General features: G+C 61.5%; 11 protein-coding genes. 3 read left to right on the forward strand and 8 right to left on the reverse strand.

Annotated features, from left to right (window positions below; translation table 11 throughout):
- Positions 1-152: 152 nt before the first annotated feature.
- Positions 153-2285: a sensor histidine kinase gene (locus ACYVL5_RS03785; RefSeq protein ID WP_460594225.1), complete on the forward strand. Its 2133-nt coding sequence runs from the start codon at positions 153-155 to the stop codon at positions 2283-2285.
- Here the strand turns inward: ACYVL5_RS03785 and ACYVL5_RS03790 are convergent.
- The 8 genes from ACYVL5_RS03790 to infA form a co-directional block, all read right to left on the reverse strand.
- Positions 2186-5938 (reverse strand): DUF748 domain-containing protein, encoded by a 3753-nt coding sequence (locus tag ACYVL5_RS03790; RefSeq protein WP_460594226.1) that lies wholly within the window; start codon positions 5936-5938, stop codon positions 2186-2188. The genes ACYVL5_RS03785 and ACYVL5_RS03790 overlap by 100 nt on opposite strands.
- A gap of 141 nt (positions 5939-6079) precedes the next feature.
- Entirely contained in the window at positions 6080-7456 is a 1377-nt protein-coding gene (locus ACYVL5_RS03795) for a TatD family hydrolase (RefSeq protein WP_460594227.1), read from the reverse strand.
- A 269-nt stretch (positions 7457-7725) separates the two neighbouring features.
- Positions 7726-9087: an aminotransferase family protein gene (bioA, locus tag ACYVL5_RS03800; RefSeq protein WP_460594228.1), complete on the reverse strand. Its 1362-nt coding sequence runs from the start codon at positions 9085-9087 to the stop codon at positions 7726-7728.
- Between the two features lie 124 nt (positions 9088-9211).
- Positions 9212-9931, reverse strand: a complete 720-nt coding sequence (bioD, locus tag ACYVL5_RS03805; protein ID WP_460594229.1) for an ATP-dependent dethiobiotin synthetase BioD — start codon at positions 9929-9931, stop codon at positions 9212-9214.
- A 15-nt stretch (positions 9932-9946) separates the two neighbouring features.
- On the reverse strand, positions 9947-10933 hold the full coding sequence (gene bioB, locus ACYVL5_RS03810; RefSeq protein ID WP_460594230.1) for a biotin synthase BioB: 987 nt from the start codon (positions 10931-10933) through the stop codon (positions 9947-9949).
- Between the two features lie 170 nt (positions 10934-11103).
- Positions 11104-12015, reverse strand: coding sequence for an EF-P lysine aminoacylase GenX (gene epmA / locus ACYVL5_RS03815; protein ID WP_460594231.1), 912 nt, complete (start codon positions 12013-12015; stop codon positions 11104-11106).
- 2 nt (positions 12016-12017) lie between these two features.
- Positions 12018-12581 carry an elongation factor P gene (efp, locus tag ACYVL5_RS03820; protein ID WP_460594232.1) on the reverse strand — a complete coding sequence of 188 codons (564 nt, stop codon included), beginning with the start codon at positions 12579-12581 and terminating at the stop codon, positions 12018-12020.
- A gap of 168 nt (positions 12582-12749) precedes the next feature.
- Complete coding sequence (gene infA / locus ACYVL5_RS03825; RefSeq protein ID WP_012530490.1) at positions 12750-12968, reverse strand: translation initiation factor IF-1; 219 nt, start codon at positions 12966-12968, stop codon at positions 12750-12752.
- A gap of 181 nt (positions 12969-13149) precedes the next feature.
- On the opposite strand from infA, the gene ACYVL5_RS03830 reads away from it, so the two are divergent.
- Entirely contained in the window at positions 13150-13542 is a 393-nt protein-coding gene (locus tag ACYVL5_RS03830) for a hypothetical protein (RefSeq protein WP_460594233.1), read from the forward strand.
- The gene (gene rlmD / locus ACYVL5_RS03835) at positions 13535-14854 is read left to right on the forward strand and encodes a 23S rRNA (uracil(1939)-C(5))-methyltransferase RlmD (protein ID WP_460594234.1); all 1320 of its coding nucleotides are present in this window, start codon (positions 13535-13537) and stop codon (positions 14852-14854) included. Before ACYVL5_RS03830 ends, rlmD begins: the two co-directional genes overlap by 8 nt.
- Positions 14855-15060: the final 206 nt, after the last annotated feature.

Genomic DNA, 15060 nt, shown 5'->3' on the forward strand with positions numbered 1-15060 from the left:
ACGTTTAATAACGTAAGTCTTTTACTCTTTTTTCCTTACCAGGGCAAGAGAAACTTTAGGCCCTTTGTCAATAGGGGGTGCGCACAAATTCATTGATTTAATGAGGGAAAGTCGGGTAGACTCCCGTATCTTGAATTCCTCTCGGGGTTTTAATGCCAGCGGTTTCACCTGACACGCCTCTGTACAACAGCAGGATCTTCGACAGTTTCCTGAAACTGGTCCAAGACAGGTATCCACGAGTCGACACGGGGGAACTCCTGGCCTACGCCGGGATGCAGGACCACGAGGTGGCCGATCCCGGGCACTGGTTCACCCAGACCCAGGCCGACCTTTTCTACGAGAAGCTGGTAGTCATGAGCGGCAACCGCGGTATCGCCCGCGAGGCGGGAAGGTATGCCGCCGTCTCCGACAGCTTCATGAGGGACATCCTTTCCGGGTTCACCTCCCCTGAAATCCTCTTTTCCCTTCTCGATCGTTTTTCCGTCAATTTCAGCCGCTCCTTCCGCAGCGCCACCCGCAAGGTCGGGCCCCGCACCATCGAGGTGACGGTGACCTACCGGGAGGGGGTGGAGGAGAAGCTGTACCAGTGCCAAAACCGCATGGGGTACTTCGAGGCTGTCTTTCTCCTCCTCAAGCGTGACTGTGAAAGCATCGAGCATCCGGAGTGCATCTTCCACGGGGGGGCCGTCTGCCGTTACCGGATCACGTGGCGGGAGACCAAGGCCTCCCGGCTGGTGACCGCCCACCGCTTCACCCTGGCCACCCTGCTCCTGTCGGCCCCGGCCCTGCTGCTGCACGGACTCACCCCGTTGGTCGCCGCGTCACTGCTGCTTCCGATTCCTGCCTATCTGGTCGTTTTCTTCCTGGCCTGGCGTTCCGAGCGGAGCTACCTCATCGCCTCTTTCGAGCGCGGCCGCGAGTTGAGCCTGCGTCACCTCGCCCTGGCCCAGGAGAACTACGACAACGCGCTTCTCATCAACCAAATCGGCGAGGCGATCTCCCGGAAGACCGAGTTGGACGATGTCCTCGCCACTGTGAACCAGATCCTGCTCAAGCGGCTCAATTACGGCCGGGGGATCATCATGCTGGCCAACGAGAACGGCGACGCTCTGGTCCTCCGTAGCTGGTTCGGCTTGAGCGATCACGAGAGAATGTCGCTGGAGCGCCGCGAGCATGCCCTGATCGATGACCGGCCCAAATGCCTGCTCGCCCGCTGCTACCTCGACAAGCGGCCCGTACTGGTCAATGAGAGCCGGGAGGGGATGCTCCCCGAGCATTGCCTTTTCTACAGCGTGAAGTCGTTCCTCTGCGTCCCGATCCTCTGCGAAGGTGAGTCGTTGGGGATCCTGGTGGTGGATGATCCCGACCGCAAAGGGGATCTGTTGCAGAGCGATCTCAATCTCGTCAACGGCGTCGCCTCCATGATCGGGGTTGCGGTGAGGAACGCCATGCGGCTGGCCAACGAACGCCGCCTTGCCGAAGAGTTGCGGGGCGCTTCCGAGCTTCTCGAGCGGAGGGTCGACGAGCGGACCGCCGAGTTGCGTCAGGCCCGGGAGGAGCTGGAGCTCCTCTACGATTCCATGACGCATGACCTGCGGACGCCGTTGCGCTTGATCTACGGCTATGGAGATCTTCTGCTGGAAGCTTACCAGGAGAAGCTGGACGACACCGCGAAGGGGTATCTCAGCTCGATGATCGACGGGGGAGCGAGGATCGAGGCGATTCTCGACCGCATCCTCGACTTTTCCGGGATGAGGGCCTCGGAGCTGAAGGTAGAGCGGGTTGACCTGAGCGAGATGGCGGGGAAGATCCTGGAGGGATTGCAGGTCGCCGAGCAGGGGCGTGAGGTCGGGATCCGGATTCAGCCGGGCGTGGCGGTGGACGGCGACCGTGCGCTTTTGCAGAGCGTCCTCGAGAACCTGCTCGGAAACGCCTGGAAGTACAGTGCAAAGACCCCGTCCGCCACCATCAGCTTCGGGTGCGAGGACGGGGTCTGTTTTGTCCGCGACAACGGCCCGGGTTTCGACATGAAACTCGCCGAGCGGCTCTTCATGCCTTTCCAGAGGCTTTGCGACCGTGACACCTTCGCCGGTCACGGCCTTGGCCTGGCCATCGTCAAGAGGTCGCTGGCGCGCATGGGAGGGGAGATCTGGTGCGACAGCACCGCCGGAGCCGGGGCCTCCTTCTATTTCACCTTGGCCGTGAACTCCACCCTTCCTCCCACCCCCCCCTTGGTGGAGGGCTTGAATATGTCGGAAGTCACCTCGAACAGCCTTTCGGGCTGAATCTTCCCTTCGGTCGTCAGGAAAGTTTTCACCGCCGCCGTCCGTTCCCGGGCCAGGGCCTGCAGTTCATTGTTACCCACCACCGTATGGGTGAGGATCAGCTTCCTCATCTCCTCGTCGGGAAGATCCTTCAAAAATCCCAGCGCCGTCCTCGGTTTGGGGAATTTCTCCTTCTGGTAGGCCGCCTTCAGGTAGGTTGAATACTCTTCCGGCAGGATCACCGTCTGTTCCTGGGTCTGCCCCTCCTTGGTCTTTCCTTCCTTGACGAGCTTGCGGAATTTCTCCCCCTTCATCTTCTTCATCAGCATCTCGTTACGGTAACCTTCGGCATCGATATCCCGGTCCACGTAGCCGGACATCTCCAGGGTGAGGGCGGGGCGGTCGTTGAGAGCCTTGGCGAGCTTGTCGAGTTTGTCCTGCTCGTTTTTGGCGAGCAGGTCTGAGCCCGGGGGGAAGGCGACCGCGGTGAAATCGTGACCGCCGCCGAACATGGAGCCCAAAAGCGCCATCGGCGAGGTGGCCGCCTTCACGAGGAGGTTCTTGAGCACCTGCCACACCACTCCCCAGACGCTGAACTGGGGATCGTCGGTGCGTCCGGTGACCGGCAGGTCGAGGTGGATCTCCCCCTTGCGGTCCTTGAGAAGCGCCACCGCCAATTTGACCGGAAGCTTGGTCGCCTGCGGGCTGTCCACCGATTTGCCGAAGGTGAACTGGTCGATGAATACCTTGTTCTGCGAGGTGAGCGCCTTGCGGTCGATCTTGTAGGCGAGGTCGAGGAAGAGCTTTCCCTTGTCCACGTTGTAGCCGAGGTAGGTATCCGAGTACGGGGTGAACGGGGAGAGTTCGATGTCGTTAAAGGCGATCTTCAGGTCGAGGAAGAGATCGCCCCGCAACGGGTTGATGACCCCCTTGATGGAAAGCGGGGAGTGGTTCTCCAGGTTCCCCCTGAGATCGACGTCGGCCACGCTCTTCGCCTGCGAGGATAGACCGCTGACCCTTCCCCCCAGGTTGTAGAAGGTGGTGTCGAAGGTGGTCTGCAGATGGCGGTCGGTGAACGCCATGGTTCCACCCTGGATGGTGATGGTGTCGATGCGGACCGGATGCGGCTGGGCCGGGCTCTCGCCGCCCGGCGTGACGGCGGGCACCCCCGCTGCGGCCACTGCGGCAGGAGCGGGCCGAGGCGCAGGTGAAAGCGTCGGGACGGCAGGCGTGGTCGCGGCAGGTTTCGCGGCCACGGCGGGGGGAGCCGGCGCCTTTGCCGCCGCCTGGGCGGTGGCGGGAGTTTCCTGCTCATCCCTGAGGTGCTGGAGGTTCAGCGTGCCGTCCTTCTCGACGATCACGCGGGAGTAGAAGTTAGAGAGGGCGACCTCGTTGATGGCGAGGGTGAAGGGGGCCAGGGTGCCGCTCACCTGGTCCATCTGGAGGCTCTCCCACTTCAGGAGATCCTCGTTGAGTTCGAGGTCCTGGCAGTAGAAGGAGTTGACCCCGAGGGAACCGGAGAAACTTCCCTTGAGGCCGGTGTCCCCCTTGACGAGGTCGAGGGCCACGGAGGTGTCGATGGTCCCGTCGGCGATGAAGACGTTGGTATCCTCCGGGATATAGGGATCGAAATCGCGGATCGGTATCCGGTGCAGGTCGACCTTTCCCTTGAACCTGACCGGCTCGAAGGCCACCACACCGTTGGCGGCGAGCGACCCCTTGCTGCCGTAGCCTGAGGAGAGGGTGATCGGCATGGCCCCAAACTTCGGTCCGGTCACGCCAGCTACCGAGAAGTTGAGGCGGTTGAGGTTGAAGACCGGTTCCTCGTCGTTGTTCTTGTCGGTAAACCTGACGGAGAAGGTCGTTCCGGAAATCTTGCCGACCCGGTAGGAGAACGGTGGAGCCTTCTTTTCGTGCGGTGCTTTCTTGGCGGGTTTCCCGGCGGACGCAGGCTTCTCACCCGGTGTGAGGAGGGTTTGGTAGGTGTAGCCTCCCCCCTTGAGGGCGGTGAGGGCGATGTTACCCCCCTTGAGGTCGACGCGCTCCACCACTGCCTTGTTCTGCTTGAGATCAAGCGATATCCCGCTGAGAACCGCCTCCGCCAACTTGATCCCGTCACCCTGGCCAAAGGGTGCGGCCAGACGCTCGCCCTTCACCTGGGTTTTCTGGAGGACGAGTCCCCGCTTATCGTCATAGGAGATCTGCGAGGAGGCGGAGAGCGTCCCGCTGATGGGAGCGGCCAGGGTTCCCGAGAGGTACGGATAGTAGTCCTTAAGCGGAATCCCGGAGAGGGTGAGCTGGCCGGCGAACGAGGTGGGGGCGAGCGCCAGATCCCCCTTGAGGACCGCCTTTTCTCCCCGGGCGGTTTTGAACCCGAAATCGAGAGGGGCCTTGTGACCTCCCCGGAGGGAGAAATCACGCATCTCCAGCTCGATCGCCTGCAGTTCGGTCCGGAACCCCTTGGCCGGAACCTGGTCGGAGAAGTGGAGCTTCCCGGTTTTGATTGCCAGCTTGGCTAGCCGCAGGTCGAGCGGCGGCGTTTCCTTGCTCCCGGCTTCCTTTTTCTCCCGTTCCTTGTCCTCTTCCTTAGCCGCCACGCCGGCGCCTTTCTTGCCGGGGGCTGTCTTGGCGCTTTTCGCCGGCGATTTTTCCGCAGGCTGCGAAGGGGCATGGAGTTTCTGGAAGTTCCATTTCCCCGCCCGGTCGCGGTCGGCATAGAGCTCCCATCCCTCCATCTCGGCCGAGGTGATGTCGATGACCCTGGTGAAGAGGGAGGCCTTGTTCACCTTGACCGCCAGCCGCTCCACGGAAGCCAGCGGCGCCCCCCCGTACTCGCGGGCCGAGGCCTTGTCGAGTCCGATGGCTCCCTTCAACGTCAAATCCGGGCCTTTTTTCCCATCGACCCGGTAGCCGACTTCGAGGTCGCTGCTGAACTGTCCGGAGACCACCTTGACCGGCGGAGGGAAGGGGAGATACCCGAGATAGAAGGGGATATCGACCTGTTTTACATGGAGGTCGAGGGTGGCCTCCACCGCCTTGGCCATCGGCTTGAGCCTCCCCTGGAATTCGAAGGGCGAGCCGTTAACCTCCGCCTTGAGACGCGGAGTGACGTAGCGGTCGGCCAGGTACGGCAGGTCGCTTATGAAGGGGAGGGCGATCTCGATGCCGCGGAGGCGATGGTTTTTCGCCGGAGAGATCGCGCTGTCTTCGAAGTCGATGCTCCCCTTGGAGATGATGATGTTGTTGAGGGAGAAGAGGGTTGCCTTCTCCTTCTCTTTCTTCGGCTCCTTCGGCGAAGGCGTCACGAGGTCCGAGAAGTTGTAGTGGTTCACGGCATCCCGCACGATGTGGACGTAGGGGGAGACGACGTGAATTTCCCTCACGATGACGGCGCGTTTGGGGAGGGAGAGGGGGCTGATGGAGACGCTCGCTGAGCTGAACGAGGTGAAGGTCGCCCCGCTCCCTTTTTCCTGGAGCCGGAAGCCCTTTATTTCGGCCCGGAGCGTGAACGGATTGATGGAGAGGTCGGCGATGGTGGACTTGCGGCCGGTTTTCTCGTCGATGTTCTTGATGGCGAGATACTTGACGAGCGGGGGGAGTCCGATCAGGATCCCAGCGATGATGACGACAATGGCCAGTGAGGTCCAGCCGAGGATTTTCTTGTTGATCCGCATGGCGCGGGCCCTCCCTGCAATCGCATTAAAAGTTCCAACCTGACTGACAACCTTCCATTACCCCCCCGTGGGACAGAGGTACTGGCAAATAGGAACCCGGCACTTTGGATTACCTAATGATACCACTATATTCTCGCCGGTCTAACCAACCTCGGCGTACTCACGTTCCCTGAATTCGACGCCGAGGGAGAGGGCGAGCTCCCTTACCTTTTCCACGTCGAGCCCGGGGACGGTGACCGCACTCGCCACCACCTTAGGGATGTGGCGGGTGGCTTCCTTCAGAAAGTCGCAGACCCCACGGAAACCGGCCTCGCCAAACGGTGTGTTGCAGAGGTTCTGGTAGGTCACGGCGTCGGCGGCATTGAGGCTGACCGAGAGGACGTCCACGATGCCCGCCAGTTCGGGGAGGATGTTGCGGCCATGCACCAGGTTGGCCTGGCCGTCGGTGTTGATTCTGACGGTGAAGCCGCGGCCTTTCAGCTCGCGGGCCACTTCCTTCACCAGGTCGAGCCTGACGAGCGGTTCGCCGTAGCCGCAGAAGACCACTTCCTTGAAATTATCGTGGCCCGCGATGGCCTCCATCACTTCGCCGAAATTCGGCTCATGGGCGAGTTTCAGTTCGTGTCCCTTCACGATGAAATCATCGAATTTGGGGCAGAAGGTGCAGCGGTTCGAGCAGCGGTTGGTGATGTTGAGGTAGAGGGAATCGCGGATCATGTACGCGATGGTGCTTCGCTCAGCATTCGCCTCGATACCGAACACCCTCCGGGTGTTGAGCGCGGTGATGCGGGCTACGTCTTCCAGCGAGAGCCCTTTCAGTTCCGCCACCTTTTCGGCGGTCAGTCTCACGTAGGCGGGCTCGTTACGCTTGCCGCGATGGGGGACCGGGGTGAGGTAGGGGCAGTCGGTTTCCACCAGCAGTTGCTCGATCTTCACTGCGCGCACCACCTCCCTGAGCGATTCGTTGGAGGGGTAGGTCACCGTGCCGGGAATGGAGATGACAAAGTTCATCGCGATGCATTCCCGGGCCATTTCCACGTCGCCGGAGAAGCAGTGGAGGACGCCGCCGATCTCCTCGGCCTTTTCCTCCTTGAGGATCGCCATGATGCGGTCGTGGGAGTCGCGGTCGTGGATGACGAGGGGGAGTTTGAGCTCGCGCGCCATCCTGATGAAGCGGCGGAACACCTCCTCCTGGAGGTGCCTCGGCGAACGGTCGCGGTAGAAATCGAGGCCGACCTCGCCGATGGCGACCACCTTCGGGTTGGCGAGCGCCATCGCGCGGATCTTTTGGTAATCCTCTTCGGTTACCCCTTCGGCGTCGTGAGGGTGGATGCCGACCGCGCAGTACATGTTGTCGTGGGCGTTGGCAAGCTCCAGGGCCTGCACGCTCGACTCCATGTCGGCTCCGATCACCATGATGGTGGTGATCCCGGCGTCCTTGGCACGCTGCAGGACGCCGGGGAGGTCGTGGGCGAATTCTTCCCCGTAGATATGGGCGTGGCTATCGATAAGATCCATTCCGATCTCCTTGAATTAGATAGATGCAGAGGAACCCTATCCTCACCCTGCCCCTCCTTACGAAGAGACGATTGATCCCCTCGCCCCTTTAGGGGAGAGGGTGGCCGAAGGGCGGGTGAGGGAGGATTTAAAAAAACTGCCCTTTCAGCTCGCCCCTCTCCCCCAAAGGGGCGAGGGGCGAGCTGAAACAACCTTTTCCGAACTGGCTATCTTAATGGAATTGTTGTCGGTATTCCAGCGTAATTATAGCCGGAGAGAGGAATGCGGGACTAGCCGGTCACGGTGAGGATGGAGGCCTCGATGCCGTCCATCAGCAGGGTGAGCTCATCAAGCGAAATCGAGAGCGGCGGGAAGATGACGATCACGTTGCCCAGGGGGCGGAGGAAAATGCCGTGTTTGCGGGCTTCCAGGCAGACCCGCACCCCGACCCGCTCTTCCCACGGGTATGCCGCCTTGGTCTCCTTGTCGGCGACCAGCTCGATGCCGCCGATCATCCCTTCCTGGCGGACGTTCCCGACGTGGGGAAGGGCGGCGAGTTTTTGGAGGCGCTCGTCGATGTAGCGGATCTTGGCAGGAAGCGATTCCAGAAGGCGCTCGTTTTCGAAGAGGTCGAGGCTGGCCAGTGCCGCCGCGCAGGCGATCGGGTTGCCGGTGAAAGTATGGCCGTGGAAGAAGGTCTTGAGATCGGCATAGGCGCCCCAGAAGGCGTCGTAGATCTTGCGGGTGGTGAGGGTGGCGGCCAGCGGCAGATAGCCGGCGGAGATCCCTTTCGACAGTGCCATGATATCGGGAGTGATGCCGTACTTTTGGCAGGCGAACATGGAGCCGGTGCGGCCGAAGCCCACCGCCACCTCGTCGGCGATCATGAGGACGTCGTAGCGGTCGCACAGTTCGCGCACCCCTTTGAGGAACCCTTCCGGCTGCACGAGCATGCCGCCCGCGCCCTGCACAGCGGGCTCGATGACGAGGCCGGCCAGTTCGTGGGCGTGCTGCTCCATCAGGCGTTCGAGCTCTTTGAGGCAAAGGAGGCCGCAGCGGGTGCAGTCTCCTTCGGGGGAGAGCTTGCAGCGGTAGCAGTAGGGAGCCGGGGCCTTGATGGTCGGGAAGAGGAGAGGGGAATAGACGGCGTGGTAGATGTCGATCCCGCCGACGCTCATGGAGCCGACGGTGTCGCCGTGGTAGGCGTTGTCGAAGGCGATGAACTTGGTCTTTTCCGGGTGGCCGGTCTGGGCCTGGTACTGGAAGGCCATCTTGACGCCGATCTCGACGGCGGTGGAGCCGTTGTCGGAGTAGAAGACCTTACAGAGACCTTCCGGGGCGATGTCGATCAGGCGTTTGGCGAGCATGGCCGCCCGGTCGTTGGTGAGGCCGAGCAGGGTGGAGTGTTCCAGCCGGTCGACCTGCTTCTTGATGGCTTCGTTGATCTCCGCCTTGCAGTGCCCGTGAACGTTGGTCCAGATGGCGCCGACGCCGTCGAGGTAGCGGTTGCCGTCGGAGTCGATGAGGTACGATCCCTCGCCTTTGGTGATGACGATATTGTCGGCCCCTTCCCATTCGCTCATCTGGGTGAAGGGGTGCCAGAGATAATCGGAGTCGTATTTTCTCAGTGTCGCGGTATCGAGTTCTTTCAACGTTTTTTCCCTTTCAGCGGTGGTCCCCTCGCCGTGTGCGGTGAGGGCGGCCGAAGGCTTTACCTGATAAATATACCCTCTCCCCTAAAGGGGCGAGGGGTATTGCTTTCCAAGCGACTACGGTTTACTCGAACATCTCCCTCAGCATGATGGCGGTGGCGGGATCCTTTTCGAGCTCGCGCACAACGCCTTCTACCACTTCACGGTCGTTGGCTCCCTTCACGTCCGGGAATTCCCCGAGCAGAAGCGCGCCGGAGAGGGACGAGATAAGGTGGGGAGCGGATTGCTCGGCCTGGTCCGGATGCTCGGGGAGGCGGTTGACGATGACGCCTTTCACCTCGATCCCCATGGTCCGGGCGGCGAAAGTGGTCAGGAGGGTGTGATTGACGGTCCCCAGGTTCGGCCGGGCGACCACCGCCAGGGGGAGGCCCAACTGCTGGGCGAGGTCGGCCATCAGCAGGCCGCCGGCGATGGGGACCATGAGGCCTCCGGCCCCTTCCACGATGAGGTAGTCGAAATGCTCCGAAAGACGCTGGTAGGCCTCCTTGATGACCTGGAAGTCGATCCTGACTCCTTCCAGCGATGCTGCCAGCGAGGGGGCGAGCGGCGCCTTGAGCAGATACGGCGTGCAGTCGGGCTCAAGCTCGATTTCGGCTCCGAAGGCAAGCAGGTCGGCGTCTTCCGAGACCAGTCTGCCGTCCCGTTCGATGCAACCGCTGGTGATCGGCTTCATGACCCCGACGGAAAGGCCGCGGTTGCTGAGCAGCCGTGCGATCACCGCCGAGGCGATGGATTTCCCTACCCCGGTATCGGTACCGGTAATGAAGATTGCTTTGGCAGCCATGGAGTTCCCCCTGGTTCAGTGTTCGCACATGACGGTCGAGAGGCCGAGGTCCTCGAACATCTTGAGGTCGACGCCGACGTTTCTCCCGAGCGTGGTCAGGTAGTTTCCGATCATGGTGCCGTTGGCGCCGGCGAAGAAGATCCACGATTGCAGGTCGCGCAGGTTCTTTTCACGACCGCCGCAGATGGTGATCCGTTTGCCGGGAAGGATGAAGCGGTAGAGCGCGATGGTTTTGAGGCAATCCATGGCGGTCAAGTTGCATGCACCCTCCATCCTGGTGCCGTCGATGGGGTTCAGGAAGTTGATGGGGACGGAATCGACGTCCAACTCTTTGAGGGTGAAGGCCATTTCGATCCGCTGGGCGGCGCTTTCGCCGAGCCCGAAGATCCCGCCCGAGCAGACCTTGACTCCCGCCTTCTTGACGGCGCGGACGGTGTTGACGTCGTCCTGGTAGTCGTGGGTCGTGCAGATGGAAGGGAAGAAGCTTTCCGCGGTCTCGAGGTTGTGATGGTAGGTGTCCATCCCGGCTTCCTTGAGCTTGAACGCGGTCTCTTCGTCGATGATCCCGAGCGAGCAGGACGGGAGGATCGCGGTTTCCTTGCGGATGCGGCGCAGCGCGGCCAGGATGTTCTCCAGCTCCTGTCCCTTTACCGTGGTGCCGCTGGTGATGATGCCGTAGCAGGCGGAGCCCATGGTTTCCGCCTGCCTTGCACCGTCGACCATGGCTTTTTCCTGGACCAGTCCGTACACGGGTGCGTCGGTATTGTGATGGCTCGATTGGGCGCAGAAGGCGCAGTCCTCGGCGCAGCGCCCGGATTTCGCGTTGATGATGGAACAGAGATGGACGTCGTTGCCGACGAACTGCTCCTTGATGCGGGTCGCGCCGCGGAAAAGATCGAATACGGCGGAGCCTTCGGCCTCGGAAAGGCGCAGCGCCTCCTCCGGCGTAATGCTTCCACCCTTGATTACCTTGTCAGCCACTTCGTTGATAAATTGTTCCATGAAATCCTCCCACCGGTCATGTAGCACGGAGAAAAGGTGTTGTCAACCGGTTAGGCATTTGTGGTTGACGAAGGAGGGTGAGGCGAGGTTGGAGGGAGGTGATGGGTATCGAAAGAAGGTAGCTTCTCCTTCAGAGAAGGACAGGGAGCGGTTGGTTAGCGGAGAAACTGCTAGAGCTCTTCCTGAGTGAAGGCAACGACGTCGTCGATGCTGTCGGCGTCGAGGAGGACCATGACGAGGCGATCGATGCCGAGGGCGATGCCGGCTGATGCGGGCATGGAGGGGAGGGCGGCGAGAAATTTCTCGGCGTCCGGGTAGCTCGCCTTTCCCATGGCCGCACGCTCGGCGGCTTCCGCTTCGAAACGGGCACGCTGTTCGGTGGCGTTGGTCAGCTCCGAGAATGCGTTGGCGATTTCCAACCCGCCGATGTACAGCTCGAACCGCTCGGCGACCGTGGGGTCGTCCTCTTTGAGCCGGGCAAGGGCGCCGCAACTGGCAGGGTAGTCGTAGATGAAGGAGGGGGTGGTGATTCCCAGGCGAGGCTCGATCTTTTCCACCATCAGTTGGTCGAAGATGCCCCGCCTAAGGGCCTCCTCCATCTCCATTTCCGCATAGAGACGGAAGGCGTCGCGAACGGTGATCCGCTCCCAGGAAGAGGCGATATCGATGGCCAGCCCGCGATAGGTGATCCTGGGGGAGCCCGCGGCGGCCCGTACCAGTTCCTCGGTCTCATCCATCAGGTGGCGGTAATCGGCCCCGGCCCGGTACCATTCGAGCATGGTGAACTCGCTCAGGTGCCTTACCCCGCGCTCTCCCTCACGCCAGCAGCGGCAGATCTGGAAGATGCGGGGATAACCGGCGGAAAGCATCCGCTTCATGCAGAGCTCCGGCGAGGTCTGGAGGAACCAGCCGGCCGAGGGGATGGCCTCGATCTGGGCCTCCGGCGCGGGCGCAGGAATGCGAAAAGGGGTCTCGACCTCGAGATACCCCTTTTGCTGGAAGTAATTCCTGATGCTGGTGATGATGGCCCCCCGCCCGGTCAGATTGCTCCGCCGCCGGGCAAGGGTCCAGTTCCCATCCATGCCTACTCCTTGACCCTGGTGGAGTACTCGCCGGTGCGGGTGTCGATGGTGATCAGCTCGCCTTCCTCGATGAAGGGAGGAACGCGCAGCACGTAGCCGGTCTCGACGGTAGCCGGTTTGGAGTCGGAGCCGGAGGTGTCACCCTTGACCCACGGGTCGGTCTGCGTCACGCGCAGGTTGACGAAGTTGGGGACGTCCACGCCGATCGCCTTTTCCCTGAAGATCAGCACGTCCACCATCAGGTTGTCGATCAGGTAGTTTTTGGCGTCCCCCATGGCGGCTTCGCTGATGTGGATCTGCTCGTAGGTCTCGGTGTCCATGAACACGCAGTGATCGTCCTCCTGGTAGAGGTACTGCATCCTGCGGTCCTCGAGGTGGGCGGGCTCGAAGGTCTCACCGGAACGGTAGGTCCGGTCCATGGTAAGGCCGCTGATCATGTTCTTCAACCTGGTGCGGTAGAGGGCCTGGCCCTTGCCCGGCTTCGCGAAGTCGAAGTGGGTGATGATGTACGGCTCGTTGTCGAGGGTGATCTTCAGTCCTTTTCTCAGGTCCGCTGCAGTGTACATGTCGCTTCCTTCTTTATAGGGTGTAAAATTAACAAATTTAAATACTTGGCGTATCCCCGGGGTAGAATGCAGATGAGCCTGTGCTGGTCCTTATCGTCCGTTTAATTGCTGAAGCGGAACTCGGAGGAGGGCTGGGACGTACGCCGGTGTCTGCTTTGGGAGGGCTTGTTATTTAGCGCGATAGGTGATGCGTCCGCGGCTAAGGTCGTAGGGAGAGAGCTCCACGGTTACCTTGTCGCCCGGCAGAATCTTGATGAAAAACTTACGCATTTTGCCCGAAATGTGCGCGAGCACCATGTGGTCGTTTTCCAGCTTCACCTTGAACATCGCGTTGGGAAGCGGTTCAATGACCGTCCCTTCGACCTCGATTGCTTCTTCCTTGCTCATTTTTTCTCCTGGCCGTTCATTGGCGTCTTTTCAACAATCAGCAACTCTACAAATAATTACCGGAAAATGCAAGCCGCTTTTATCCTCAAGGGACTTTAACCGCCTCCGTTTCATCCCCTATTTACATCGACAAGCATAACATGCTAAAAATAACAGGAATTTTCAAGGGGTAGCGTTACTTATGAAAAAACTTATCCGAGAGGTCCCGCTCTCCAACGGGCTTACTCTCCGCTTCTTCGATGCCAGCCGCCGTTACTTCGGCGATTACCACCAGGTCCGCCTGGAGATCTGCTGCGAGGTCGACCTCACTCCCGATCTCTTCGACGACCCCGCCGAATTCGAGACCGCTTCCCGCCTGCTCGGGGCGAAGGTCCAGTTCCAGAAGCAGGTCGAGCACCAGGGGGTTCCCACCGACGCGGTCTCCGACACCGTGAACCAGGTCATCCAAAAATTCCTGGATCACTCGGGCCGCTACCTCGATTCCGGTGCCTTTCCGCGTAAACTGGTCCACTCCGAACTGGCCCGTCTCCGTTCCCGTCGAAAATCTTTCGTCCCACCCCGCGCGAATGGCTGATATTTCCGTAGCGATAGAAAAGTTATGTTACGGCGGCTCCGGCCTCGGCCGGGTGGAAGGGAAGGCCTGTTTCGTTCCCTTTACCGCCCCGGGGGACCGCGCCCGCGTGCGGGTTATGAAGGAGAAACGCTCCTACCTCGAAGGGGAGCTTCTCGAACTCGAGGTTCCCTCCGGCCTTCGCACGGACCCTCCCTGTCCTCTTTTCGGTGTCTGCGGCGGCTGCCATTGGCAGCATCTTCCCTATCCGGAGCAGGTGCGCCAGAAGGGCGAGATCTTCGCCGACAGCCTGCGCCGCATCGGGAAACTCGGCCAGATGGAGATCCTCCCCGTCATCGCCTCCCCGAACGCCTTAGGCTACCGCTCCCGCATCCAGATCAAGATGGCCCGTGAAGGTGGCGTCTTGCAGGCCGGCTTTTTCAAGTCCGGTTCCCACCAGGTCGTCGACTGCCCTAAAGGGTGCCCGATCGCCCACCCGCTCCTTAACCGGATGACTGCCGAGCTCCGGTCGCTGCTGGCCGGCCTGGGGGAGGCGGGGTTCATCCCGCAGATTGACCTCTCCATGGGGGATGACGAGCAGGGGCTTGCCGTGGTGCACTACCGCGGGAGGAACGCCGATGCCCTGGCGAGGAGGCTCAAGGAGGCCCGGCCCGATCTCCCGTCGATCGGCGGGGTGTTGTTGCGCCAGGGAGAGCGGGGAGCGCCGGAGCCGGTGTTCGGCATCGAGGCCCTGCGTTACCGGATCCCGGCCGACCTTTTGAACGCCCGCGACGGGCTGGTTCTCCGCTTCAGCCGCGGCGGGTTCTCCCAGGTCAATTACGCCCAGAACCTTCAGCTGATCCGGACCGTGGTCCAGTGGGCGGGGCTTCGCGGGGGAGAGCGGGTGCTCGATCTTTTCTGCGGTAACGGGAATTTCTCCCTGCCGCTCGCTACCTATGCCGGAGAGGTCGCCGGGGTGGAAGGGTACGCCCCCTCGATCGAGGACGCCGTGGCCAACGCAGCCGCCAACCAGGTCGCCAATGCCGGCTTCCGGGTGAGCGACGTCGCGGCCGCGGTGAGGAAGATTGCCAACCGGGGAGAGCGCTTCGACCTGGTGGTCCTCGATCCTCCCCGCGCCGGGGTGGAGGCTGCCGGAGAGATCCCCCGGCTGAAACCGGAGCATATTATATATGTCTCGTGCGACCCGGCTACCCTGGCCCGCGACCTGGGAACCTTGAGCGCCGGCGGCTACCGGGTGGTGCGGTCGCAGCCGGTCGACATGTTCCCGCAGACCTATCACCTGGAAAGCGTGACGGAGCTCGTAAGGGCGGATTGAGTCGTTACCCCATCCTCACCCTGACCCTCCCCTTGAAGGGAGGGAACGCGGGGGGGCTGGCCATCTTCTCCAAGGGGGGGATGTCGGGGGGGTGACCATCTCCTCGAAAGGGAGGATGGCGTGAGGCTGACCATCTCCTCGAGCGGGAGGTCCGGTAGGGGCGCAGACCTTTTTTCTTGCTCTTGCCAATCGAAAGCTATTTTGCA

The sequence above is a fragment of the Geomonas sp. Red276 genome (assembly GCF_054784495.1).

Bases quoted from the DNA above. Each gene is read 5' to 3' on its own strand.
- bioD (WP_460594229.1), bottom strand. From the start codon at position 9,931: ATGGCTGCCAAAGCAATCTTCATTACCGGTACCGATACCGGGGTAGGG.
- efp (WP_460594232.1), bottom strand. From the start codon at position 12,581: ATGTACACTGCAGCGGACCTGAGAAAAGGACTGAAGATCACCCTCGAC.
- ACYVL5_RS03785 (WP_460594225.1), top strand. From the start codon at position 153: ATGCCAGCGGTTTCACCTGACACGCCTCTGTACAACAGCAGGATCTTC.
- ACYVL5_RS03830 (WP_460594233.1), top strand. From the start codon at position 13,150: ATGAAAAAACTTATCCGAGAGGTCCCGCTCTCCAACGGGCTTACTCTC.
- infA (WP_012530490.1), bottom strand. From the start codon at position 12,968: ATGAGCAAGGAAGAAGCAATCGAGGTCGAAGGGACGGTCATTGAACCG.
- bioB (WP_460594230.1), bottom strand. From the start codon at position 10,933: ATGGAACAATTTATCAACGAAGTGGCTGACAAGGTAATCAAGGGTGGA.
- ACYVL5_RS03790 (WP_460594226.1), bottom strand. From the start codon at position 5,938: ATGCGGATCAACAAGAAAATCCTCGGCTGGACCTCACTGGCCATTGTC.
- ACYVL5_RS03795 (WP_460594227.1), bottom strand. From the start codon at position 7,456: ATGGATCTTATCGATAGCCACGCCCATATCTACGGGGAAGAATTCGCC.
- epmA (WP_460594231.1), bottom strand. From the start codon at position 12,015: ATGGATGGGAACTGGACCCTTGCCCGGCGGCGGAGCAATCTGACCGGG.
- rlmD (WP_460594234.1), top strand. From the start codon at position 13,535: ATGGCTGATATTTCCGTAGCGATAGAAAAGTTATGTTACGGCGGCTCC.